Origin of the sequence: Rhizobium grahamii (assembly GCF_009498215.1) — a bacterium.
Classification (GTDB): domain Bacteria; phylum Pseudomonadota; class Alphaproteobacteria; order Rhizobiales; family Rhizobiaceae; genus Rhizobium; species Rhizobium grahamii_A.
Genome location: NZ_CP043498.1, coordinates 554,866 through 576,638 on the forward strand (window position 1 = coordinate 554,866; position 21,773 = coordinate 576,638).

At 61.5% G+C, this 21,773-nt stretch carries 26 protein-coding genes; 17 read left to right on the forward strand and 9 right to left on the reverse strand.

Features of this window, described 5'->3' with window-relative positions; all coding sequences use genetic code 11:
• Positions 1-84: 84 nt before the first annotated feature.
• The 3 genes from FZ934_RS02745 to FZ934_RS02750 all read left to right on the forward strand — a co-directional run bounded on the left by FZ934_RS02745 (position 85) and on the right by FZ934_RS02750 (position 2,282).
• Positions 85-348 carry a ribbon-helix-helix domain-containing protein gene (locus tag FZ934_RS02745; RefSeq protein ID WP_153269815.1) on the forward strand — a complete coding sequence of 88 codons (264 nt, stop codon included), beginning with the start codon at positions 85-87 and terminating at the stop codon, positions 346-348.
• A 95-nt stretch (positions 349-443) separates the two neighbouring features.
• Entirely contained in the window at positions 444-821 is a 378-nt protein-coding gene (locus tag FZ934_RS28525; protein WP_348649087.1) for a type II toxin-antitoxin system RelE/ParE family toxin, read from the forward strand.
• 9 nt (positions 822-830) lie between these two features.
• Complete coding sequence (locus FZ934_RS02750) at positions 831-2,282, forward strand: DHA2 family efflux MFS transporter permease subunit (RefSeq protein WP_153269816.1); 1,452 nt, start codon at positions 831-833, stop codon at positions 2,280-2,282.
• Between the two features lie 3 nt (positions 2,283-2,285).
• Here FZ934_RS02750 and FZ934_RS02755 read toward each other — a convergent pair whose 3' ends face one another.
• The 3 genes from FZ934_RS02755 to FZ934_RS02765 form a co-directional block, all read right to left on the reverse strand.
• The gene (locus FZ934_RS02755) at positions 2,286-3,236 is read right to left on the reverse strand and encodes a homocysteine S-methyltransferase family protein (protein ID WP_153269817.1); all 951 of its coding nucleotides are present in this window, start codon (positions 3,234-3,236) and stop codon (positions 2,286-2,288) included.
• An 83-nt stretch (positions 3,237-3,319) separates the two neighbouring features.
• On the reverse strand, positions 3,320-3,841 hold the full coding sequence (locus FZ934_RS02760) for a DUF1697 domain-containing protein (protein WP_153269818.1): 522 nt from the start codon (positions 3,839-3,841) through the stop codon (positions 3,320-3,322).
• Between the two features lie 16 nt (positions 3,842-3,857).
• Positions 3,858-5,966, reverse strand: a complete 2,109-nt coding sequence (locus tag FZ934_RS02765; protein WP_153269819.1) for a S9 family peptidase — start codon at positions 5,964-5,966, stop codon at positions 3,858-3,860.
• A gap of 248 nt (positions 5,967-6,214) precedes the next feature.
• Here FZ934_RS02765 and FZ934_RS02770 point away from each other — a divergent pair, with 248 nt between their 5' ends.
• Both FZ934_RS02770 and FZ934_RS02775 read left to right on the forward strand, forming a co-directional pair.
• Positions 6,215-6,604, forward strand: coding sequence for a DUF930 domain-containing protein (locus FZ934_RS02770; protein WP_153269820.1), 390 nt, complete (start codon positions 6,215-6,217; stop codon positions 6,602-6,604).
• A 150-nt stretch (positions 6,605-6,754) separates the two neighbouring features.
• Complete coding sequence (locus tag FZ934_RS02775) at positions 6,755-7,567, forward strand: polysaccharide deacetylase family protein (RefSeq protein WP_153269821.1); 813 nt, start codon at positions 6,755-6,757, stop codon at positions 7,565-7,567.
• Between the two features lie 6 nt (positions 7,568-7,573).
• Here the strand turns inward: FZ934_RS02775 and FZ934_RS02780 are convergent, their stop codons facing one another.
• The 3 genes from FZ934_RS02780 to FZ934_RS02790 form a co-directional block, all read right to left on the reverse strand.
• A complete protein-coding gene (locus FZ934_RS02780; protein ID WP_194273791.1) occupies positions 7,574-8,866 on the reverse strand; it encodes an NAD(P)/FAD-dependent oxidoreductase in 1,293 nt (430 codons plus the stop codon).
• 4 nt (positions 8,867-8,870) lie between these two features.
• Complete coding sequence (locus FZ934_RS02785; protein ID WP_153269823.1) at positions 8,871-10,037, reverse strand: AI-2E family transporter; 1,167 nt, start codon at positions 10,035-10,037, stop codon at positions 8,871-8,873.
• Between the two features lie 219 nt (positions 10,038-10,256).
• Complete coding sequence (locus FZ934_RS02790; RefSeq protein ID WP_153269824.1) at positions 10,257-11,117, reverse strand: VOC family protein; 861 nt, start codon at positions 11,115-11,117, stop codon at positions 10,257-10,259.
• Positions 11,118-11,412: 295 nt separating this feature from the next.
• On the opposite strand from FZ934_RS02790, the gene FZ934_RS02795 reads away from it, so the two are divergent.
• Positions 11,413-11,847 (forward strand): universal stress protein, encoded by a 435-nt coding sequence (locus FZ934_RS02795; protein WP_153269825.1) that lies wholly within the window; start codon positions 11,413-11,415, stop codon positions 11,845-11,847.
• Between the two features lie 19 nt (positions 11,848-11,866).
• On the forward strand, positions 11,867-12,187 hold the full coding sequence (locus tag FZ934_RS02800; RefSeq protein ID WP_153269826.1) for a TraR/DksA family transcriptional regulator: 321 nt from the start codon (positions 11,867-11,869) through the stop codon (positions 12,185-12,187).
• 18 nt (positions 12,188-12,205) lie between these two features.
• Here the strand turns inward: FZ934_RS02800 and FZ934_RS02805 are convergent, their stop codons facing one another.
• Complete coding sequence (locus FZ934_RS02805) at positions 12,206-12,700, reverse strand: GNAT family N-acetyltransferase (RefSeq protein ID WP_153272343.1); 495 nt, start codon at positions 12,698-12,700, stop codon at positions 12,206-12,208.
• 72 nt (positions 12,701-12,772) lie between these two features.
• Here FZ934_RS02805 and trhA point away from each other — a divergent pair, with 72 nt between their 5' ends.
• Positions 12,773-13,438, forward strand: coding sequence for a PAQR family membrane homeostasis protein TrhA (trhA, locus tag FZ934_RS02810; protein ID WP_153269827.1), 666 nt, complete (start codon positions 12,773-12,775; stop codon positions 13,436-13,438).
• Positions 13,439-13,545: 107 nt separating this feature from the next.
• Here the strand turns inward: trhA and FZ934_RS02815 are convergent, their stop codons facing one another.
• The gene (locus tag FZ934_RS02815) at positions 13,546-14,115 is read right to left on the reverse strand and encodes a helix-turn-helix domain-containing protein (RefSeq protein WP_153269828.1); all 570 of its coding nucleotides are present in this window, start codon (positions 14,113-14,115) and stop codon (positions 13,546-13,548) included.
• Positions 14,116-14,141: 26 nt separating this feature from the next.
• Between FZ934_RS02815 and FZ934_RS02820 the strand changes: the two genes are divergently transcribed.
• Positions 14,142-14,657: a GNAT family N-acetyltransferase gene (locus tag FZ934_RS02820; RefSeq protein WP_153269829.1), complete on the forward strand. Its 516-nt coding sequence runs from the start codon at positions 14,142-14,144 to the stop codon at positions 14,655-14,657.
• A 5-nt stretch (positions 14,658-14,662) separates the two neighbouring features.
• Here FZ934_RS02820 and msrB read toward each other — a convergent pair whose 3' ends face one another.
• A complete protein-coding gene (msrB, locus tag FZ934_RS02825; RefSeq protein WP_153269830.1) occupies positions 14,663-15,070 on the reverse strand; it encodes a peptide-methionine (R)-S-oxide reductase MsrB in 408 nt (135 codons plus the stop codon).
• Between the two features lie 190 nt (positions 15,071-15,260).
• Here msrB and FZ934_RS02830 point away from each other — a divergent pair, with 190 nt between their 5' ends.
• The 8 genes from FZ934_RS02830 to mnhG all read left to right on the forward strand — a co-directional run bounded on the left by FZ934_RS02830 (position 15,261) and on the right by mnhG (position 21,495).
• The gene (locus FZ934_RS02830) at positions 15,261-15,509 is read left to right on the forward strand and encodes a hypothetical protein (protein WP_246737832.1); all 249 of its coding nucleotides are present in this window, start codon (positions 15,261-15,263) and stop codon (positions 15,507-15,509) included.
• A gap of 85 nt (positions 15,510-15,594) precedes the next feature.
• Positions 15,595-17,970 carry a putative monovalent cation/H+ antiporter subunit A gene (locus FZ934_RS02835; RefSeq protein WP_153269831.1) on the forward strand — a complete coding sequence of 792 codons (2,376 nt, stop codon included), beginning with the start codon at positions 15,595-15,597 and terminating at the stop codon, positions 17,968-17,970.
• Positions 17,967-18,386, forward strand: coding sequence for a Na(+)/H(+) antiporter subunit B (locus FZ934_RS02840; protein WP_153269832.1), 420 nt, complete (start codon positions 17,967-17,969; stop codon positions 18,384-18,386). Before FZ934_RS02835 ends, FZ934_RS02840 begins: the two co-directional genes overlap by 4 nt.
• Complete coding sequence (locus FZ934_RS02845) at positions 18,386-18,763, forward strand: Na+/H+ antiporter subunit C (RefSeq protein WP_153272345.1); 378 nt, start codon at positions 18,386-18,388, stop codon at positions 18,761-18,763. The genes FZ934_RS02840 and FZ934_RS02845 overlap by 1 nt, the downstream gene beginning before the upstream one ends.
• A 2-nt stretch (positions 18,764-18,765) precedes the next feature.
• Positions 18,766-20,325: a Na+/H+ antiporter subunit D gene (locus FZ934_RS02850; protein ID WP_153269833.1), complete on the forward strand. Its 1,560-nt coding sequence runs from the start codon at positions 18,766-18,768 to the stop codon at positions 20,323-20,325.
• Positions 20,322-20,795 (forward strand): Na+/H+ antiporter subunit E, encoded by a 474-nt coding sequence (locus FZ934_RS02855; protein WP_153269834.1) that lies wholly within the window; start codon positions 20,322-20,324, stop codon positions 20,793-20,795. The genes FZ934_RS02850 and FZ934_RS02855 overlap by 4 nt, the downstream gene beginning before the upstream one ends.
• Positions 20,795-21,166 (forward strand): cation:proton antiporter, encoded by a 372-nt coding sequence (locus FZ934_RS02860; protein ID WP_153269835.1) that lies wholly within the window; start codon positions 20,795-20,797, stop codon positions 21,164-21,166. Before FZ934_RS02855 ends, FZ934_RS02860 begins: the two co-directional genes overlap by 1 nt.
• Positions 21,163-21,495, forward strand: a complete 333-nt coding sequence (mnhG, locus tag FZ934_RS02865; RefSeq protein ID WP_153269836.1) for a monovalent cation/H(+) antiporter subunit G — start codon at positions 21,163-21,165, stop codon at positions 21,493-21,495. The genes FZ934_RS02860 and mnhG overlap by 4 nt, the downstream gene beginning before the upstream one ends.
• The last annotated feature ends 278 nt before the right edge of the window (positions 21,496-21,773 follow it).

Below are 21,773 nucleotides of genomic sequence, written 5' to 3' on the forward strand. Positions count from 1 at the left end.
CCTCATAGGTAGGGTCCGGCACCGATTGCCGCAAGCCGCAAGCGGTGGTAGGATTTTATCCTGCTTCCCTATGGAGCAGGTCCGATGGAAAAGTTGAGCATCACCTTGCCGACCGAGATGGTCAATGTGATCAAGGCCGAGGTCGAAGCCGGCACGTTTGCCTCGACAAGCGAAGTGTTGCGTGAAGCCGTGCGCGTCTGGATGCGGCGCGAAGAAGAGCACAAGGAACGCATTGATGCAATCCGCGCCAAGGTGCAGGCGTCGTTGGATGATCCAAGGCCCGACCTGACGGGGGCCGAAATGGATGATTGGCTCGAAACACTTTTCAACGAATCCAGCCAACGATGAAGCGCTACGCGGTGACCTTCAGACAGACGGCGCGACACGACTTGCAGTCGATATTTCATTATGTATTCGAGCGTAGCAATAGCCGCTAAACGGCGCTGCGATATGCTAAGCGGATACGCGACCGCTGCGAACGAATTGGCGATGCGCCGTTTGGCGGCGCCGCGCGACCTGAGCTAGGCGAAGGTATCCGCATGGCTGTTTTCGAAAGAAGTATCGTTATCCTCTACCTCGTGCAGGGTGAACGGGTGCGGATCACCAACATCTTCTCTGGTGGACAGGACGACGAGACACTGCTGCGCGACCACCGAACAGCCAAGGCCCCCAGCCATTCCGCGACGACACGGCAGCCTTTCCATATAAGCATACCGACGCCACATTTGCGGGCGTATACAAAGATCTCTAATCCCATTTTGGCATTACGCCATACCATACCGCGGCCATCGCTTCCGCGCCGGCCACGCCATTGCGAGTGATCCCAGACGATGTCGGATCAGATCTACCAGGCGGCTGCCATCGGGCGCGCCAAGCCGAACTTCCGCGTGATTGCGATGATCGTGGCGAGCGCCATGTTTATGGAGCAGCTGGACGCTACCGTCCTGGCGACGGCGCTGCCGACCATGGCGCGTGACTTCGGTGTCAGCGCCCCGTCGATGAGCATCGCGCTAACCTCCTATCTTCTCAGTCTGGCGATCTTCATCCCGGCGAGAGGCCTGATTGCTGACCGCTTCGGTTCACGCACCGTCTTCCGTTCGGCAATTGCCGTCTTCATGGCGGGGTCCATCTTCTGCGCGCTGTCGCCGAACCTCCTCTGTCTCGTGCTGGCGCGACTGCTGCAGGGGCTTGGCGGGGCTATGATGCTGCCGGTCGGCCGCCTCGTGCTGTTGCGCAGCGTCGACCGCAAGGACATGGTCAACGCCATGTCGTGGCTGCTGGTGCCGGCGCTGATCGGCCCGATCCTCGGCCCCCCGGTCGGCGGCCTGATCGTCACCTACCTCGACTGGCGCTGGATCTTCTACATCAACGTGCCGATCGGCATCATCGGCTTTACCCTGGTCTCGATCTTCATCGAGGATTTCAAGGGCGAGGCGAAGCGTCCGTTCGACACGATCGGCTTCATCCTCTCCGGCATCGCGCTCGGTTCCTTGCTGTTCGGGTTTGAAAGCTCGAGCCGCCCAGGCGAGGGCGCGTTCTCGCTGTTCCTGATCGCCGTCGGCATGCTCTTCGGCATCGCTTACCTCAAGCATGCCCGCCGCCACCCGTCGCCGATCATGGACTTCTCGCTGATGAAGGTGCCGAGCTTCGGCACCTCGGTCATCGCCGGATCGCTGACCCGTATCACCCAGGGTGCTCAACCCTTCCTGTTGCCGCTCTATTTTCAGCTAGGCTTCGGCCTGTCGGCGGCCAAGGCCGGCCAGCTCGTGACCGCAGCGGCAATCGGCTCGATGGCGATGAAGGCGTTTGCGCCGCGCGTGCTGCGCCGTTTCGGCTTCCGCAACGCCCTGGTCGCCAACGGGGTCATAGCCACATTCGGCTATGCGCTCTGCGCCGCCTTCCGGCCCGACTGGCCGCTCGGCCTGATCTTCGCGATCCTCGTCATGTGCGGCTTCTTCATGTCGTTCCAGTTCACGGCCTACAACACCGTGGCCTACGACGAGATCGACCGCGACCGTATGAGTTCGGCCACCAGCTTTTACACGACGTTCCAGCAGCTGATGCTGTCGCTCGGCATCTGCGTCGGCGCGCTGGCGCTGCACACGTCGATGGTGGCGAACGGCAGCCAGACGCCGCAACTGCACGATTTCTCTGCCGCTTTCCTCTTCGTCACCGCGATCTCGATCACCGCGACGTTCTGGAATCTGAGGTTTTCGCGCAGCGCCGGCGCCGACATCAGCGGCCACGATGCCGGCAAGGCCGCGCACGCCTCCGAGCACTGACTGTCAGGCAGCCACCGCCGGTAGGCATGCCTCGCAGATCGCTGCGACATGGCGGTGGTCTGTGCCGCAACAGCCGCCGACGATCCTGACCTGCGGCATTCTCTGCATCAGCTGCCTGTAGCGCTTCCCGAGATCATTGGGATCGCCGGCATCCAGCGTCTCGCTCTCGTCAAGTTCGGCATGGCTCATGCGCGAGGCGTTCGCCCGCAGGCCGTAGATCCGCTTGGTCCATCCCGCGTGATGATCCAGCGCCTCGGTGAAATGCGTCGGGTGCGCGCAATTGATCATGTAATAGGCGACCGAACCGCCGGTTGCCGCGTCCGTCGTCTCGATCGCATCCTGCATGCTGCGCCCGGTCACCAGCCGGCCATCCGTCTCGACCGTAAACGAGATCGCGCAGGGCATGCCTCGCGCTGCCGCGGCGCGCGCGACGCCGATTGCCTCGTCGATATTGGTCAGTGTGAACGCGGCAACCATGTCGGCTTCGCTTTCCGCGAAGCTGCCGATCTGGATGCTGTGATAGTCCTCGCTCTCGGCCGCATCCATGTTGCCGGCCTTGTAGCCGTCGCCGCGCGGGCCGATCGCGCCGCTGAGCACGATCGGCCTATCCGGCTGCTCGTATTTTGCGCGCAGCTCGGCCAGCAAATCGATGCTTGCCATATTGGCCGCATGCAGCGCTTCGCGCGTGTAGTGAAGTTTCTCGCCCCAATCGGGATTGGCGCGCCATGTCGGCGTATCGAGGATGAAGCCCGCGCCGTGCTTGCGTGCGATGTCGAGATAGCGACGATAATAGGCTTTCAGCCGGTCGCGCCCTTCTTCCGAAGCCAGCATGACGAAAGATGCAAAGTGGGGAAGCTGCAGGCCGTCGTGGAAGATGAAAGTCGTTTCCATCCCGCCGTCAGTCACGAATAGACCGCCATCGAGTTGCGGCAAGCTATGTCTGTAGGTCGCCATCGGATCCCTCCCGCCTAGACCAAAGAAATGCTGCACTGCGACACTGATTGTTAAGTGTGTTCTAATATAGGCGCCGACCGCACTCAGCCCGCTTCCAAGGCAGCCGCCATTTCGGCGAGCTTGCGCACCGTGTTCATGTTGCGCGCGGTTCCCCGCTTCAAGGCCGGCAGCTTGAGCTTGGATTTGCCCGAACCGATAGGGAAGTTGACGTAGATCTCGCGCCCGGCAACGATGGCTTCCTCGCCATCGGGCGCGACCATTCCGTCGAGGGTGTCCTCAGGCGCGGCCTTTGGCAGGAAGGTCACCAGCAGATAGTTGGGCTTTGCGTCGGGGAAGGGCGCATTGGCGACAATCGCCTCAAGTTCCTTGCGACTACGCAGCATCACGCCGGGTTTCTTGCCGAGCAGCGTTCCGAGCGCATCATCAAGCCTCTGCTCGACCTCGGCCTCCGCCTCTTCGGCGCGAAACAGCACATTGCCGCTCTGGATGTAGGTCTTCACATCGCTGAAGCCGAGCTTTTCACAGACCGCCTTCAGCTCCGTCATGGGCAGCTTGCCCGTGCCGCCGACGTTGATTGCTCTCAGGAGCGCCACATAGACCGTCACGGGCTCCTCCAGCCGACTAGATCTTGCCCGCGACCTTGATCGCGAAGGCATACTCGAACGCGATTTCCTCGAGGCGCTGGAAGCGTCCCGATGCGCCGCCGTGGCCGGCATCCATGTTGGTCTTCAACAGGATCGGCGCCGAGCCGGTCGTCTTCTCGCGCAGCCTTGCCACCCACTTCGCCGGCTCCCAGTAGGTGACGCGCGGGTCCGTCAGGCCGCCAAGCGCCAGGATCGGCGGATAGGCCTTGGCGCCGACATTGTCGTAGGGCGAGTATGCGGCGATGTGGTCGTAGTCTTCCTTGCTGTCGATCGGGTTGCCCCATTCCGGCCACTCCGGCGGGGTCAGCGGCAGCGTGTCGTCGAGCATGGTGTTCAGCACATCCACGAAGGGAACGGCGGCGATCAGGCCGGCGAACTTGTCCGGCGCCATGTTGGCGACTGCGCCCATCAGCATGCCGCCGGCAGAGCCGCCCTCGGCGATGATGTTGGCGTAGGAGGTGAACTTCTCCTGATTCAGGTAGTCAGCGGCTGATATGAAGTCCTTGAAGGTGTTGGTCTTCTTTTCCATCTTGCCGTCTTCGTACCAGGCAAAGCCCTTGTCCTTGCCGCCGCGGATATGGGCGATGGCATAGACGAAGCCGCGATCGGCAAGCGACAGGCAGTTGGTGTTGAAGCCGGCCGGAATGGTGATGCCGTAGGCGCCATAGCCGTAGAGCAGACAGGGCGCAGACCCGTCGAGCGGCGTATCCTTGCGATAGAGCAGGGTGACCGGCACTTGTTCGCCATCCCAGGCCGGCGCGAAGACGCGGCGGGTGACATAATCATCAGGGTTGTGGCCGGAGGGCACTTCCTGGGTCTTCAACAGCGTGCGCTCGCGCGTCACCATGTTGTAGTCGTAAAGCTGCGACGGCGTCGTCATCGAGGAATAGGAGAAGCGAATGATGTCGCTGTCGTATTCCGCCGCACCCTGCAGCCCGAGCGAATAGGCCTCTTCGGCAAAGGCAATCGCATGTTCCTCGCCGGTGCGCCGGTCGCGGATGATGATCTGCGGCAGGCCGTCCTTGCGCTCCAGCCACAGAAGATGGCGGGCAAAAGCCATATGGCTGATGATCAAGGTTCCCGGCTTGTGCGGCACGACCTCGCGCCAGTTCGCCTTGCCCGGGTTTTCAACCGGCGCTTCCATGATCTTGAAATCCTTGGCGTCGCCGTCGTTCGTCAGGATGTAGAAGACGTCGCCGCCTTCGGTCATCGAGTATTCGATGCCTTCCTCGCGCTCGGCCACCAGCTTCGGCTCCGCTGTCAGGTCCTTCGTGGAGAGCAGGCGGTATTCCGAGGTCTCATGGTCGTGGATGTCGATGTAGATGAAGTCGTCAAGCAGAGAGCCGCCGACGCCCATGAAGAAGCCCGCATCCTTCTCCTCGTAGACCAGCCGGTCTTGCGCCTGCGGTGTCCCGATGATGTGGTGGAAGACCTTCGACGGGCGGTGGTTCTCATCGAGCGCCGAGTAGAAGAAGCTCTTGCCGTCGGGCGCCCAGACACCGCCGCCGCCGGTGTTCTCGATCACGTCGGGGAGATCCTTGCCTGACGTGAGATCGCGGACCTTCAGCGTATAGAACTCGGAGCCCTTGTCGTCATAGCCCCAGATGCCGCGGCTGTGATCGGTCGAATGATCGATACCGGCGAGCCGAAAATAGGCCTTGCCGGCTGCTTCCTTGTCGCCGTCGAGCAGGACGGTGCGGATCGTCTCGTCCTTGACGTCGCCGTTACGCGGAATACGGAAGTAGCGCGGCTGTTCGCCGCCGGTGACGAAAAAGGTGCCGTAGGCGTAATCCCCGTCCTTCGTGGGCACGGAGCTGTCGTCTTCCTTGATGCGGCCGCGCATCTCCGAAAACAGCGTCTTCTGCAGCGCCTTGGTGTCTTCCATCGCCGCGTTCATGTAGACGTTCTCGGCGTCCAGATGCTGGCGGATGTCAGGGTCTAGGATCGACGGATCCTTGAACATCGCCTGCCAGTTGTCGGCGCGCAGCCACGCGTAGTCGTCGGTGCGCGTAATGCCGTGGCGCGTATCCGAGATCGGCTTCTTGGCGGCAACGGGCGGGTTCGGCAGATTCTTGAAAATGGTCAAGGAAGGCTCCGGATACGTGATGTCAGGTGGGCAAGAGATAGAGGCGCGGATGCCTGCGATCAAGCGTCGAAGGCGTGCCGCAATCACCTCTCTGTGAAAACCGAAGGAATGCTCACGTTGCCTTGATGTCACCACATTGTTTAAGAAAGTCCGCTACGTCGCCCGGAATTTGCGCCCTGTTCGACCGTGGAAAGCCCGGTTTTCCACAAGCTATTCCGGAATGAAGAATGCAAAGGAATTCCACTGTAATGCCAAAACGCATCGTGTTGCTTCTGTCCGTTTTCAGCCTTGCCGTCCCTGCCTTCGCAGTCGATCCCGCAATCAAGAAGCAACTGGAGAAACTCGACCCCGCGACGCGCCTCGAACAGAGCTGCGACACGGAGGCAATGAGCCGAATCAACAGCGACTCGACCGGCTACAAGCCCGATAAGGTTATTGCCTACACCTTCAAGGATCCGGTCCCGAGCGACGACAAGCTGGAAGCGCCAGGCGCCGTCTTCCGCAGCAAGGGCGACTGGTATCATCTCTCCTATACCTGCATCACCGGCCCGCAACACATCAATGTCCGCGATCTGCAATACAAGATCGGCGACAAGGTGCCGCGCGAGAAGTGGGAAAAATATTACCTCTACGATTGATCGGAAGACCGCCTTCCTGAGGCCTTGGTCCGTCGGCATTAGCCACCCAAGCGATGCCGGCAACCGGCCGGCAAGCGGCATCGAACCGCATGGCGTCGACGCGCTGCATGGGTTATGCAGCAGTTCAATATCGAACGGCTTGTCTCTGTTATGAATCGTATTTTCCTGATCCCGGCTCTGCTGGTTGCCTCCGTTTCCGCTGCGTCTGCTGGCGTTCTCCCGTCTGCGGATGCGCCGGTTGTCAGCACGCCCGCCAAGATCACGCCGCCGTCGAAAAAGACCGCTGGCCCGAAACTTGTGGAGCCGCATCTGCGCATCGCAAGCTCGGGCATCAAGGGCCATGCGCGCGTCGCGCTCACCTTCGATGCCTGCATGGGCAAGGCCGACGACCGCATTCTTTCTGTACTGGTCCGGGAGCGCATTCCCGCGACGATCTTCGTCACCGCGCGTTGGCTGAAGCATAATCCGCAGGCGCTGCAGGTTTTCCTTCAGAATCAGGATCTTTTCGAACTCGAGAACCACGGCCAGAACCATATTCCGGCCGTCGATACGCCTGTTTCGATCTATGGCATTGCCTCGGCGGGCTCGCCGGAGGCGGTTCGCCAGGAGGTCCAGGGCGGTGCCGATGCCATGCTTGCGGCTGGCATTGCCCAGCCGCGCTGGTTCCGCGGCTCGACCGCAAAGTACGATCTCTCCTCGATCGCCCAGATCCGTGAGATGGGATACCGCATCGCCGGCTATTCCGTGAATGGCGACGGCGGCTCGCTGCTCGGCGCGGCGGTCACGGAAAAGCGGATTGCGTCCGCCAGGGATGGCGACGTCGTGATCTCCCATATCAACCAGCCGACCCATGCGGCCGGTGAGGGCGTTGCCAGGGCGATCCTCGACCTGAAGGCGAAGGGCGTCGAGTTCGTCCGCCTGCAGGACGTCGAAGATATGGGCGACGACCAGACGACCCAATAGCACACGTCAGTTGAACGGTGCCGGACGACCCGGCTGCCAATCGGCCGGATCCGCAAATCGCGGCGCGTCCCGGTCGAGAGCAAAATCGTCGAACCACTCGCGATAGTGTCCGCCTATCATCGCGCCGATGACCTGCGTTGCGAGATAGGAAAAGGTGATGCCGTTGCCGCCATAGCCATAGGCGGCATAGACATCAGGCATCGAAGGCACAGGCCCGATCAGCGGCAATCCGTCCGATGTTTCGCCGAACGTGCCGCACCATGCATAGGCGATGCGCGTATCGGCTTTCGGCCAGAGCCGTTTCAGCTTTTCCCTGATGATGCCGGCCTTCTGCGGCAGCTTCTCGTCTCTTGCGGAAGGGTCTGTCGTCGGATCGTCTTCGCCACCGGCGATGATGCGACCGTCCGCTGTCGTCCTGACGTAGAGATAGGGATGGCTGTCCTCCCAGATGAGGCACTGATCGCGCCAGAGCGAAGCCGGCTCCTGGGGAACGGTCGCGATCGCCCAGCTTGAGCTTGCGCGATGAAGTTTCGGCATCTCTATCGCCGGCAGTGTATAGCCGGTCGCAAGCACCGCAGTCTTCGCCTCGATCTCATGGCCGTCTTCGGTTCCGGCAAAGACCCGGCCGCCTTCGCAGTTCAGCGTTTTCACCGATACGTTCAGCAATATCGCGCCCTTCTCAGCGGCGGAGCGGAGCAGGCCGGTGGTAAGCAGCAGCGGATCGGCCTCGGCCGCCCCGCGCGAGCGGATGCCGGCATCGCGGTCCAGCTCGTATTGCGTGAACAGGTCGCAATGTTCGAGGTAGACGCTCGGCAGGCCGGCTCTCCGCCGCAGGGCTGCCTCATTGGCGAGATCGCGCGCCCCTTCCTGATTGCCGGCAAGAAAAAGCGACTGTCGCGGGCGAAGCTGGCAGGGAATATTCAGCTCGGCAATAAGCTTTGCGAGCCCGGCAACGGATGCCGCGCTGCGCCGGTATATCCCGACGGCCCGCTCGAAGCCGTAGAGCTGTTCGAGTTCGCTGAGCGTCCTGTCCGTCTCCCATTGCAGCATGGCCGTGCTGGCGACGGTACTGCCGAGGCCGGGCGTCTCGCGGTCGACGATCGCGACCCTGAGACCGCGGGCGGCGAGGTGCTGTCCCATCAACGCGCCGGTGATCCCGCTGCCGACCACGAGGGCATCGACCTTCAGGCTTTCAGTCAGGCGCTGGCTGTTCGGGGCTTGGCTCGCATGAGACCAGGGCGATCTGCCGCTGACGAGGCGATCCTGCGTGGAGTGCTTGAGGTCGATCTCTGCCATCAGCCTGTCACTTCGGCAATTGTGGCTGCACCTTCTCCTCGATCAGCAATTCATCGACGATGGTCATCACGATCAGAGAAAGCGGCAGCGCAAGCATGGCGCCGACAGCACCCCACATCCATGTCCAGAACAGGATGGCGAGGAAGACGACGAAGGGATTTATCTCCAGCCTGCGGCCCATGACCGCTGGAAAGATCAGGTTCTCCATCACAAGGTGCACGGTGAAGAATGCCGCAGCCGGCATTAGCCCGAACAACAGACTGTCATGGGTGATGATGCCTGCGATCGCAATGGCAAGCGTCATCATCGTAATCCCGAGATAGGGAATGAAGCTCGACAGGAAGGCGAAGAAGCCCCAGAGAATGGGCGCCGAAAGGCCTCCGGCATAGGCAATAACCATCATCACGACGCCAAGGCACGCATAGATCAGCGAGGCGGTCGCGAAATAGAAGCCGAGCACCTGTTCGACGCCGTTGATCACCCGGATGGCCGCAAGCCGCTCGGGGCGGGTGCGAAACATCATGATGATCGATTTCCTGAGGCTGACCCGTCCGGCCAGGAACAGCAGCAGCGCTGCAAAGAAGATCAGCGCCTGTATCAGTGCCGGCGTCAGGTTGGCCGTCACGATATGCAGTATGTTGCCGGTGTTTTCGAGGAGCTTGTCTGCCGACATCGGGCCGCTCTGGAAGGTTTCCGGCGTGATATGCAGCCACTTGATCCGCTCGAGATAGGGCATCAGCCGGTTCACGGTTTTCTCGGCGAAGGCCGGGCCTTCGTTCGCGAGCGTCGTCAGCGGGCCAGCCAGTGAGGTGGCGACGAGAAAAATCACGAGCGCCACGCTGCTCGAGAGGATGACGGCGTTCGTGATGCGGGGAACGCCAAGCTTCGTCAGCTTCTCTGCCAGCATGCCGAGGATCATGCCGACGACGATCGCGAGGGTGAGCGGAATGAGGATGAGCGACATCAGGTAGACGCCGGCCAGCGCAAGGATCGCGAAGATCCCGATGATCGCCCAGGCCATGCTCACATCGAGCCCGTCCTTCTCGACCCGGCGCAGAGGAGTCTGGGGCATGTTCTCCGCCGTCTCTGCCATATTTCGCGCCCAGGCACTGACGTGAGGCTCGGCGATGGCGACTTTACTCGCCTGTTTGCGAATGCCGTTGGCAATACCCATGAAATTTGGATCCCCGGAAGCCCAGATGCTTCGCCGCCTAAACGCGAGATGATCCACAAGAGTTCCGGGCATGCCCCGATATCGCCGCATCTTCACGGCATGTTGGGTATGAGTTCGGCGGGGAGGCAGGGCCGCTTCCAGGCTGTTTCGAAGCGAAGCGTCGTTTGCGGCCCTGTCTGGCTGGTTCAGCCGGCCTGGCTGTTAAATCCGATCCGCCACTCAGGCTGACAGCGTCAGGCCAATACCCCAGGGGTCGTGCAGGAAGACGCCGCCGTTTCGCTTCTCGCTTTTGATCTCGAGTTCGTCGAGCTTGGCCACCGCCTTGTCGAGCGAGGCCTTGTCGTTGAAGCGCAGCGTATAGTCCGACAAGCCGGTCATGCCATCCGCGCGGGTTCCCGCACCTCGGCTGTTCCAGATGTTGGCGGCGACATGGTGATGGTAATCGCCGGTCGCAAAGAAGCTCGCGCCCGGATAACGCGCCATCAGCTTCAGGCCGAGGACGTCGCGGTAGAAGGTATCTGCCTCCGGAATATTGCCGACCTGCAGATGGATGTGCCCGATCGCGGTGCCGTCGGCCATGCCGTTCCAGCTGTCGTCAGGTGCGCTGTTGTAAAGCGCCTGCAGGTCGAGGCGCAGCGTCGCCATTTCCACTTGGCCGTCCTGATGGAATTTCCATTGGTCGTGCGGTCGGTCGGCATAGATCTCGATACCGTTTCCTTCCGGATCCGAGAGATAGATCGCCTCGCTGACGAGGTGGTCGGATGCGCCTTCCAGAACGACATTGTTGTGTGCGGCATGGCGAAGCCAGCGGGCGAGCTCCGTGCGGTCAGGCATCAGGAAGGCGGTATGGAAGAGACCGGCGGCATTGCGCGGGGCGACGCGGACATCCTTGCCCGTCGTCAGCGCCAGAAGCGGCGTGCCGTCGACACCCAGAACCTCGCCGCTGGCGCTCTTTTCGATCACCTTCAGGCCAAGCATGGATTGATAGAAACTCGAGACCAGCGGCAGGTCGGTGACGACGAGGTGCGACTGGTCGACATAGGCAGGACGCGTCAGGGCGTAGGAAGTTTCAGTGGTCATGCGTCGTTCTCCTGCCGTGGATGAAAGAGGCGTACCGGCGGTGGCGGCGAAAGCGCCGCCCGTAGCAATACCAAGGAATTTGCGCCGGTCCATGTGCCTCAGAGGTCCCCTGGGTTGCTGTACTTGACCGCTATATGGCGGATTTCGATTGTTCACAGAAGCCCAGTTTTTGGCGATTCAGCGTTCGACGATCGTTGACGGTAATATGTGCCGATCTTGATCTTGATCAAAGCGCGTTATCTATTTTCTGAGAGATATCTGTGCCACCGCGACACGCGATATAGGGAGCGCCGGAATGTACAAAAAGATCATTGTCGCCATCGAGATCGGTGCGCTGGAAGATGGGGCGCTGAGCTTCCGCAAGGCCGCGACATTGCTCGACGAGGGCGGTGAAATCATCCTGCTCAACGTCGTCGAGGACATCCCGACCTACGTGGCCGTCGACCTGCCGGTGGAGCTTGTCGAAAACGCTGCCAAGGATGCGCGCTCGCGGCTGGAGGAGCTGATCCTGGCAACCGGCATTCCTGCCAATATCGAGATCAGCCATGGCCGGCCGGCCAGCGGCATCATCGCGGCGGCCGAGTCCCATAATGCCGACCTCATCATCCTCGCGTCGCATCTTCCGGACTTCAGCAACTACTTCATCGGCGCCACCGCGGACCGGGTCGTGCGGCACGCCAAATGCTCCGTGCTGGTCGATCGAAGACGTCAGGCAGCAACCAAGAGATAATCACCCGATGGAGGGCCAAATGAACGACATCACGGCCTATGAAAAGATATTGCGAGACCGGCAGCGCGAGTTGCAGTCGCGGCTCAGCCGCATCGACGACGATCTCGGCCGCACCAAGGAGCAGGACAGCGACGATCGTGCCACCGAGAGCGAAAACGACGAGGTCCTGGAAGGGCTCGGCCAGGCCGGACAGGAAGAACTGCGTGCCATCGGTGCCGCGCTCGAGCGGATCGACAAGGGCACGTATGGCCTCTGCGTGCATTGTGGCCAGCCGATTTCAAGCAAGCGGCTGGAAGCCGTTCCCTATGCGCCGCTCTGCGAGGACTGCATGGGGCGATAAGCGGAAATCCCGCGGTAGCTAGATCCTTTTCTCCATACGGAAATTCGTGAGCCTCTGGCCCCGCTTTTCGACGCTCTGCTGCGCGAGGAGGACAAAGCCGCGCCTTTCGAAGAATGGTCTGGCCGTCAGGCTCGCTTCCGTGAACAGACGCGACAGCGCCCATAGCCGGGCCTGCGTCTCCACCGACTGCAACAGCAGGCTGGCAATCCCCATTCCCTGAAAATCCGGGTGGACGAACATCATGTCGAGATGTCCGTCTGGCTCCAGGTCGGTAAAGCCCGCCGGCTTGCCGTCGACCTCCGCGATCCATGCAGGCCGGCTGGCGCGGCGAACCGCCCATGCCTCGCGATCCTCGACCTTGGCCCAGGCGTCGATCTCAGCCGGGCCATAGTCTTTCGATGCCACCTCGCGGATGGCGCGCAGAAAAATCTCCACGGTGGCATCGCAATCATCGGCCATATACGGCCGGATTGCCGGGAGGCTCTTCGAAGAGCTTACGTCATCGCCGGTCATCTCGCCTCCCCAGTAGTTGCGTGCGTCGGTTTTCGGTGCCACCATTCCTCCGCAACGACAAGGACGTTTCGCATGGGCGAGTTCAACGGGATCCGCTGGGCTTATGACAAATATGAACTAATTGCCGATGGGATCGTCCACGGTGTCGGGCTTGCGCTCGCGCTGGTGGGAGCGACCGCGCTGATCTTCTACGCGACCGTCTGGAGTTCGCATGGGGAGCTCGCGGCCGCGTGGATCTACAGCCTCGGCCTTGTCCTGACCCTCGGCATTTCTTTTTCCTACAACGCCTGGCCGGTTTCCCGCACGAAATGGTTTCTCCGGCGGCTGGATCATTCCTCGATCTTCATCCTGATCGCGGCGACCTACACGCCCTTCCTGCAGCGCGGGGCGGACAATCCGCTGCTGTCAGCCATGCTGATCGCGATCTGGGTCGTGGCGGCGGCGGGCGTCGTGCTGAAATGCGCGTTTCCCGGGCGCTACGACAAGCTCGCCATCCTGCTTTACCTCGCAATGGGCTGGAGCGGCGTCCTCGTTGCCGGGCCGGTCGCGGAGCGCATTCCGTTCGTTTCGATGCTGCTCATCATTATCGGCGGCGTCATCTATTCCGCCGGCGTCGTCTTCCATGTATGGGAAAAGCTTCGCTTCCAGAATGCCATCTGGCACGCCTTTGTCGTTGCCGCCGCCGCTGTACACTACTCGGCTGTGCTGACCTGTCTCAGCGCGGCCACGACCGGCTAAAAGCATGTCTCCCGAAAGTGGTCGTCGGTTTCGGGACAAAGACATGCGAGAAAACAAGGAGCTAAAGCGCATGAGCGAATCTGAAAGATCGCGACGCACTTTAGCGTTCAGGCTGCCTTCAGAACGGTGACGACATAGCGGCAAGCCTTGTCGCCGCGGTTGTGAAACGTGCAATCCGCCGCCGGCCCAAGCAGCAGGCAGTCGCCGGTCGCCAGTTCGTGGACAAGGTCGCCTTCGATGAAGGTCAGTTCGCCCTCGACCATCGATATGCATTGCCTGAGAAACACGAAAGACGATGCCGGATAGGAAACCATCGCGCCGGCTGGCAGATCCACTTCGACGATATCGATCGGACTGCCGGCAGCGGGGGAAACGTGCCGTCTGGAATATCCGGTTTCCGGATCGGTCCAGACCTGCTGATCGGCACGCCGGACCAGCCTCTGGCCGCCGGCTTCCGCCCTTGCGATCAACGACGAGACCGTCAGGCGGAATGCGCCGCAGAGCTTGCCGAGCAGCGAAGCCGTCGGGCTGCTCTCGCCACGTTCGATCTTGTGGATCATCGCCCGTGACACGCCGGATTCCTCAGAGAGATCGCTGAGCGACCATCCACGCATTTCTCGCTCGGCGCGGATGCGTTCCCCTAGACAGCGGTCAAAATCGTTTGATATAGTGGACACAATGAAACAATAGTGGACTAACGCTCATGACGCAAGACGCCATCGTTCGAGACGCCGGCGAGGCCGACCTTCCGGCGATCCGGGATATCTACAACCATGCCGTCGAGCACACGACAGCCATCTGGAACGAAACGGTGGTCGATCTCGACAATCGCGTCGAATGGTTCCGGATGCGTCAGGCCCGAGGCTTCCCGGTTCTCGTCGCGGAGAAGGACGGCCGGATTGCCGGATATGCGTCCTATGGCGACTGGCGTGCATTCGAGGGTTTCCGTCATACGGTCGAGCACTCGGTCTATGTCGAAAAGGACCATCAGGGCGCCGGCATCGGCAAGCTTCTGATGAAGGCCCTGATCGCCCGGGCGGCGGAAAACGGCATTCACGTCATGATCGCCGGCATCGAAGCCGGCAACGTCGCCTCCATCGGCCTGCACGAGAAACTGGGCTTCCGCAACGGCGGCACGTTCCACGAGGTCGGCATCAAGTTCGGTCGCTGGCTCGACCTGACCTTCATGGAGCTTCAGGTCTCGAAACAAACAGCCTAGGCGCTTTAGCGTCCGGGTTCGAAGGCCAGGGAATGGCCGTTGATGCAGTAGCGCTGTCCCGTCGGGGGCGGGCCATCGGGAAACACGTGCCCGAGATGCGCATCGCATGTGCCGCAACGGATTTCCGTACGAACCATGCCGTAAGTAGTGTCGCGATGTTCGGTCACCGCATCCGGCGCGACCGGTTCGAAATAGCTTGGCCAGCCGCATCCCGCGTCGAACTTCGTGTCGGATCGGAAGAGCGGCGAATTGCAACAGACACAACGGTAGAGCCCGGTTTCGAACGAATCCCAGTAGGGCCCGGTGAACGCGCGCTCCGTGCCGTGCTGGCGCGTGATGCGGTATTGTTCGGGCGTCAGCTGTTCCTTCCATTCGGCGTCGGTTTTGCGGAACGTTGCGATCGTGTCTGTCATGGATCTTCTCCTTCCGGATGAAATGGATGGATTTGCGCTCCTGCCGGGAATGTGGGGCCCTCCATCAAAACGATCAAGACATCTGCCTTTCGGTTGAACCTCGGCTGTACTCCAAAGAGGGGATTCACCGCAGAAAACATCTTGGTATAGAATTGGTTAATTCCAAGGCGTCGCGATCTGGGGGGCGGACGTGCTTTATCCTGTTGTTTCGAGCATCTACGCGGCAATCGCGGCAATGTGCCTCCTGCTGACGCTTCTGGAAGGCTGGGCCAGCCACGACGGCTGGCCGCCGCGCCGGCTGCTCGGTCTTGTCGCCTGCGTCTTCTGGCCTCTGTCCTTAATCGTCTTCGTCGGCCACGACCTTCTGTTTCGCAACGCCTCGCAGCTGCCGGAGCTCACTTCCTGTGCGAAACGTGCCGGCCGGCCGAAGATTGCTTGAGGCCCAGCCCTTCTTCTCCTAAAGGTTACAACCACTTCGGCATGGGACCGCCTTTCGAGAAAAGGCCTTAGGCAGAGGAACAGGGATGGCCGATGCAACGGCACTGACGTTTGCGGCTTTATGCCTGCCGTTCCTCGGCGCTGTCGTGGCGCCGTTTCTTGTCCGCATGCTCGGGGCCAGGGCGGCATGGCTGCTTGCGCTCCTGCCATTGCTGGCATTCGCTCATTTTCTCGGCCAGCTTCCGGCAGTCGCGGTCGGTCCCATCACGGGCGGCTATGATTGGGCGCCGAGCCTCGGGCTTCGGTTTTCCTGGCTGCTGGATGGTCTTTCCGTCACCTTCGCGCTGCTGATCACGGGCATCGGCGCCCTGATCGTCATCTATGCCGGCGGCTACCTCGAGGGCCACGCCGATCAGGGGCGGTTCTTCTCCTTCATCTTCCTGTTCATGGGCGCGATGCTCGGGCTTGTTGTCTCCGACAACTTCCTGATGCTGTTCGTCTTCTGGGAGCTGACCTCGATTGCGTCCTTCCTGCTGATCGGCTTCGACCATCGCCGGGCGGCGGCACGCCGAGCAGCGCTGCAGGCGCTTGTGGTGACAGGTGGTGGCGGCCTTGCGCTGCTGGCGGGCCTGCTGCTGGTCTCAAGCGCGACAGGCGCGGCGGAGCTGTCTCAATTGCTGCAATCGGGCGACATCCTGCGCGACAACCCGTATTACCTGCCGGTCCTGCTGCTTGTTCTGGGTGGCGCTTTCACCAAGTCGGCGCAATTCCCGTTTCATGTCTGGCTGCCGAATGCGATGGAGGCGCCGACGCCGGTGTCGGCCTATCTGCATTCCGCGACCATGGTGAAGGCCGGCGTCTATCTGTTGATGCGGCTCAATCCGGCAATGGGCGGCACCGTTGCATGGGAAGTGCTGCTGCCGCTTTTCGGCGGCGTGACGCTTGTGGTCGGCGCATTGCTTGCCGTGGCGCAGACCGACCTGAAGCTTCAGCTTGCCTATACGACCGTCGCCTCCCTTGGCCTGCTCGTCATGATGGTCGGGTTCGGAACGTCCCATGCAATCGAGGCAGCCGTTGTCTACCTGGTCGCGCATTCGCTCTTCAAAGGCGCGCTCTTCATGGTCGCCGGGATCATCGATCATGAAACGGGCACGCGTGACGTCACCCGCCTGGGCGGCCTGCGGCATGCCTTGCCGGCCACCTTCGCCGCCGCCTTGGTCGCCGCCATCTCGATGGGCGGCCTGCCGCCGGCCTTCGGGTTCCTTGCCAAGGAACAGATCTATGACGCGCTCGCCACGGCATCGCCATGGGCCGTCGTCGCCACGTCGATGGCGGTGCTCGGCAATGCGCTGATGTTCGCGATCGCCTTTGCCGTTGGCTTGAAACCCTTCTGGGGCAAGACGAAGGGAACACCGAAACAACCTCACGAGGCGCCGATCTCGCTGCTGGCGGGGCCCGCGGCTCTGGCTGCCCTCGGAGTGCTGGCTGCGCTCTTCGCAGGGCACGTTCATCAATGGGTGTCTTCGCCGATGGCGTCTGCCGTCAGCGGCAGCACCGTCGAAGTCGGCATCTCGCTTGCACCTCATATCGGCCTGCCGCTGCTGTTGTCGTTGCTGACCATTGCGCTTGGTGCCGCTTTCTACTGGCAGCTTGATCGCCTCCGCGCCGGCATGGCCCTTTGCCTCCGCTGGCTCGGAACCGGCCCCGATCGGGGCTTCGACCATGCCATTACAGGACTGATCCGCCTATCTGCCGCCGTCACCCGCATTCTGCAGCCAGGGCGGCTGGAGATCTACATCACCTGCACTTTCCTCTGCGTCGCCGCGATACTGTTGCTGCCGCTCTGGATCTACGGGGAGCTTCCCGTCATGCCTGCCTTTCCGTCGCATCTGCAGCTGCATGAGGCCGGAGTACTTTTGCTGGCGCTTGCCGGGATCCTCGCCGTCGTCGTGGCGCGTGACCGGCTGACCGCGATCGTATCGCTCGGCATCCAGGGCTTCTCCGTCGCCATCCTGTTCCTGCTTTTCGGAGCCCCCGATCTCGCCTTCACGCAGCTGATGGTGGAAACGCTCGCCGTCGTCATCCTCGCGATGGTCATGACGCGGCTGCGCCTGTCGCCACGGGATCGGCGATCGTTCGGCCAGATGCTGTTGGACGGCAGCATTGCGATTGCCTGCGGCTGCGGCTTTGCGCTACTCCTGATGAAAGCCACCGAGCGGCCTCTGGACATGGCGCTCAGCGATTTCTTCAACACCTATTCCAAGGCGATCGCGCACGGCGCCAATGTCGTCAACGTCATCATCGTCGACTTCCGCGGCACGGACACGCTGGGTGAAATCGCCGTCGTCGCCATGACCGGGCTTGCGATCCTGGCACTGATCCGCGTTCGGGCGCACACAGAGCGAAAGCTCGCCGAGAACGATCCAAATGCGCCTGAGGATCTGGGAGTTGAGCGCCCATGAATACGCTGATCTTCAGGACCGTCGCACCCGGATTGACGGCCCTGATGCTGCTCTTTTCCGTCTTCGTGCTGTTGCGCGGCCACAATGAGCCGGGCGGCGGTTTCATCGGCGGGCTGATCGCAGCCTCGGCGCTGGCGATCTTCGCAATCGCGCGCGGCGTCGGATCTGTGCGCCGCGCCATCGTTTTCCATCCGCTGGCGATTGCCGGTGCCGGATTGCTAATGGCCTGCTGCGCCGGGCTTCTGTCGCTGTTCCTTGCTGTTCCGTTCATGACGGGTCTCTGGATCTATCCGTCGCTCTTTGGCGTCGAAGTCCCTCTATCGAGTGTCATGCTGTTCGATATCGGCGTCTATCTCGTGGTCGTCGGATCGCTGACGTCGATCGCGCTGGCGCTCGAGGAACGGGAGGTGGAATGATGGAACCGGTGTTTGCCGTTCTCGTTGGCCTGTTCTTCGCGGCAGCGATCTATCTGATGCTGTCGAAATTTTCGATCCGTATCATGCTGGGGATCGCCGTACTCGGAAATGCCGTCAATCTGCTGCTCTTCACGGCTGGCAGGATCACGCGCGAGGTGCCGCCCATCGTTCCCGCTGATCTCCAGGCCTTGCCGGCAGGCGCGGCAAACCCGTTGCCGCAGGCCCTGATCCTGACGGCGATCGTCATCTCCTTCTCGTTTCTGGCCTTCCTGCTGGTTCTGACCTATCGCGCCTACCAGGACATCGGCACCGACAATACCGACGACATGCGCATCGCCGAGCCCGACAAGCCGCGGCTGCCGCCGATGGGATACTGAGGATGGCAGTATCCCCGGGAGCAACGATCGATATCTCCGCCGCCATGACGGTCGCGCCCGTGCCGCTTGGCGCGTGGCTGGCAGTCGCGCCGGTCGCGCTTTGCGTTACGCTCGGCGCAATTCTGTTGATGGCGCGCAGCTCGCTGCGGCTGCAGGCGTGGATTGCGCTTTGCGGCCTCGGTCTGCTTGTGCTGATCGACGCCGCTTTGCTCGCCAAGGTGATTGCCGAGGGGCCGGTCACCATGGTGATGGGGCGTTGGCTTCCGCCGTTCGGCATTGCCTTCACCGTCGATCTGTTTGGCGCCCTGATGGCACTGGCTGCTGCCGTCGTTGCGCTCGCGGCCGGCATATACGGGCTCGCCGATATCGACGAGACTGCCCGGCGATACGGTTTCTATCCGCTGCTGATGATGCTGATGGCCGGTGTCAGCGGCGCCTTTCTGACCGGCGACGTCTTCAACCTCTATGTCTGGTTCGAGGTCCTGCTAATCTCGTCCTTCGGCCTGCTGGTGCTCGGCTCCGAGCGCGGCCAGATCGATGGGGCGATGAAGTACGCGGTGCTGAACCTCATCGGCACGACGCTGTTTCTGATCGCCGTCGGCGTCCTCTACGGCGTCTTCGGAACGCTGAACATGGCCGATATCGCGATCAAGGCCGAGACGTTGCGGGAAGGGGCGCCGATGATGACGCTGGCGGCCCTGTTCCTGCTGGCCTTCGCGATGAAGGCTGCCGCCTTTCCCGTCAATTTCTGGCTGCCTGCCTCCTACCATACGCCGAGAATCGTGGTCTCGGCGCTCTTTGCCGGCTTGCTGACCAAGGTCGGCATCTATGCTCTTCTCCGTGTCATGTTCCTGCTGCTGCCGGTGGAGCGCGAACAGCTGAGCCTGCTGATCGCCATCGTCGGAGCCGTGACCATCATCGTCGCGGCCCTCGGCGTTCTCGCGCAGGACGATATCCGTCGGCTTCTCGGCTATGTCGTCATTTCGGGAATCGGCAACATGCTGATCGGGGCAGCACTTGGCACCGCCGGCGGCCTGTCCGGCGCGATCTTCTACGCGCTTCAGTCGATGGTGCTGATGACGGCGCTCTACTTCGTTGCCGGACAGGCAGCGACGCTTGGGAAGAGTTTCTCGCTGACGGAGCTGGGCGGCCTCTACAGGCGAAACGGCGCCTTTGCGGCGATCTCGCTGATCCTGTTTCTCTCCGCATGTGGCTTGCCGCCGTTTGCCGGTTTCTGGCCGAAGGTGATGCTGGTCAAGGCGTCGCTGGATGTCGGTGCCTGGTGGCTGGCCGCGCCGATACTCATCGGCAGCCTGCTGACCACGATTGCCTTCGGTCGCCTGTTCCTGCTCGCATACTGGCGGCCCGCAGCCGCGGTGCCGGAAACGCGAAAGTCGCTCGACCTGCGTGTACTTCTGCCGCTGCTCGGGCTCTCAGCCCTGGTCGTCGGCTTCGGACTGCTGCCCGAACGTCTGCTCCTGCTGGTTCAGGGGGCATCGATGGAGCTTGCCGACCCGACGATCTATCTCCGATCGGTCTTTCCGGGGAGTGCCGCACCGTGACCTCGCTGCTCTTCAATCTCCTGCTTGCGATCATGTGGTGCGTCGTCACCGGCAGCCCGTCTGTTCATAACATGATCCTCGGCTTCGCCCTTGGCGCACTCGCGCTCTTCGTGGTGCGCGAACCCTATGGCAGTCGCGGATATCTGCGGCGCTTCGTGGCTGTCCTGTCGCTTGCGGCGATCTTCCTCAAAGAACTCGCACTGTCGGCCTGCAAGGTGGCGCTGACGGTGCTGCGGCCGGACATGCGCCTGAAGCCCGGGATATTCGCGTTTCCGCTGACGGTGCAGACCGACGTTGAAATCATGCTGCTCGCCAATCTCATCACCCTGACGCCAGGCACTTTGTCGGTCGATGTCTCGGATGATCGCAGGACGCTCTTTGTCCACGCGCTCGATTGCTCCGATCCGGAGGGAACAAGACGCGGCATCGCGGATGGCTTCGAGCGCAAGATCGCGGAGGTGTTTCGCTGATGTTCCTTGGACCGATTGTCTACACGGCTGCCACCATCGCCTTGTTCATCCTTGCGATCGCATTTCTGCTCGCCGGCTGGCGGGTGATTGCAGGGCCGACGCTGCCCGATCGTGTATTGGCGCTTGATACGTTGTCCGGCATCGCAATCGGCTTTATAGCCGTCGTTGCCGTGAAGACGGGCTTCACGCTCTATATCGATATCGCAATCGCGCTTGGCCTCGTCGGCTTCCTGGCTACCGTGGCCTTCGCGCGCTTCGTGCTGTCGCAAGGGGGCGAATATGGATCGAATCAGTCCGGACGGTATGAACGCAAGCCCGAGCCCTCAGGCAAGCGCGCTGGCCGCCGCAAGGGCAAGGGAGACAGGTCGTGATCGCGGAAGCTCTGGCAGTCATCGTCGCGCTGCTCTTGATAGCAGGCGCGCTTTTCGCCCTGGTGGCGGCGCTCGGGATCCTGCGTCTGCCGGATCTCTATACGCGCATGCACGCCGCCTCGAAGGCGGGAACTGTGGGTTCAGGTCTGCTTTTGCTTGCAGCCGGTCTTCATTCGGGAGAGGTTGCCGTCTTCGCGCGCGCCTTGGCCGGATTCGTTTTCTTCATCCTCACAGCACCTGTTGCTGCACATTTACTTGCGAGAGCAGCACATATGACAGGATATCGTCTGGGCCCGGATTCGACGCAGGATGATCTTCTTGGAAGGTGAGTGGGGTTCGTGTTCAGTATTTTAAGCAGCTTTTTGCAGCTTTAAGCAGCGTTTTTGATGTTTAATGTTTGTGCTGCCCCATAACAATTCTTGGAAATTATTCGATTTTCGTTGGATATATATGAAATAATAATTGGCGTTTTCGCAAAACGGTGATATTTGATTGTGCAAGTAGAGTTCTGATATTGAATTAGAATGACAGCGCTTTTTCCTCGTTGACTTTGAATTTCAGTGTTTAATTGGGGAAAGTGGCTTTAGTTAGTTCGTAACGATTTGAT

What these genes read in the sequence shown, in the direction of transcription:
- FZ934_RS02795 (WP_153269825.1), top strand. Translation starts at nt 11,413, where the DNA reads ATGTACAAAAAGATCATTGTCGCCATCGAGATCGGTGCGCTGGAAGAT.
- FZ934_RS02775 (WP_153269821.1), top strand. Translation starts at nt 6,755, where the DNA reads ATGAATCGTATTTTCCTGATCCCGGCTCTGCTGGTTGCCTCCGTTTCC.
- FZ934_RS02845 (WP_153272345.1), top strand. Translation starts at nt 18,386, where the DNA reads ATGGAACCGGTGTTTGCCGTTCTCGTTGGCCTGTTCTTCGCGGCAGCG.
- FZ934_RS02840 (WP_153269832.1), top strand. Translation starts at nt 17,967, where the DNA reads ATGAATACGCTGATCTTCAGGACCGTCGCACCCGGATTGACGGCCCTG.
- FZ934_RS02755 (WP_153269817.1), bottom strand. Translation starts at nt 3,236, where the DNA reads ATGGCGACCTACAGACATAGCTTGCCGCAACTCGATGGCGGTCTATTC.
- FZ934_RS02750 (WP_153269816.1), top strand. Translation starts at nt 831, where the DNA reads ATGTCGGATCAGATCTACCAGGCGGCTGCCATCGGGCGCGCCAAGCCG.
- msrB (WP_153269830.1), bottom strand. Translation starts at nt 15,070, where the DNA reads ATGACAGACACGATCGCAACGTTCCGCAAAACCGACGCCGAATGGAAG.
- FZ934_RS02850 (WP_153269833.1), top strand. Translation starts at nt 18,766, where the DNA reads ATGGCAGTATCCCCGGGAGCAACGATCGATATCTCCGCCGCCATGACG.
- FZ934_RS02800 (WP_153269826.1), top strand. Translation starts at nt 11,867, where the DNA reads ATGAACGACATCACGGCCTATGAAAAGATATTGCGAGACCGGCAGCGC.
- FZ934_RS02745 (WP_153269815.1), top strand. Translation starts at nt 85, where the DNA reads ATGGAAAAGTTGAGCATCACCTTGCCGACCGAGATGGTCAATGTGATC.
- FZ934_RS02860 (WP_153269835.1), top strand. Translation starts at nt 20,795, where the DNA reads ATGTTCCTTGGACCGATTGTCTACACGGCTGCCACCATCGCCTTGTTC.
- FZ934_RS02770 (WP_153269820.1), top strand. Translation starts at nt 6,215, where the DNA reads ATGCCAAAACGCATCGTGTTGCTTCTGTCCGTTTTCAGCCTTGCCGTC.
- FZ934_RS02820 (WP_153269829.1), top strand. Translation starts at nt 14,142, where the DNA reads ATGACGCAAGACGCCATCGTTCGAGACGCCGGCGAGGCCGACCTTCCG.
- FZ934_RS02790 (WP_153269824.1), bottom strand. Translation starts at nt 11,117, where the DNA reads ATGACCACTGAAACTTCCTACGCCCTGACGCGTCCTGCCTATGTCGAC.
- FZ934_RS02835 (WP_153269831.1), top strand. Translation starts at nt 15,595, where the DNA reads ATGGCCGATGCAACGGCACTGACGTTTGCGGCTTTATGCCTGCCGTTC.
- FZ934_RS02805 (WP_153272343.1), bottom strand. Translation starts at nt 12,700, where the DNA reads ATGACCGGCGATGACGTAAGCTCTTCGAAGAGCCTCCCGGCAATCCGG.
- trhA (WP_153269827.1), top strand. Translation starts at nt 12,773, where the DNA reads ATGGGCGAGTTCAACGGGATCCGCTGGGCTTATGACAAATATGAACTA.
- FZ934_RS02785 (WP_153269823.1), bottom strand. Translation starts at nt 10,037, where the DNA reads ATGGGTATTGCCAACGGCATTCGCAAACAGGCGAGTAAAGTCGCCATC.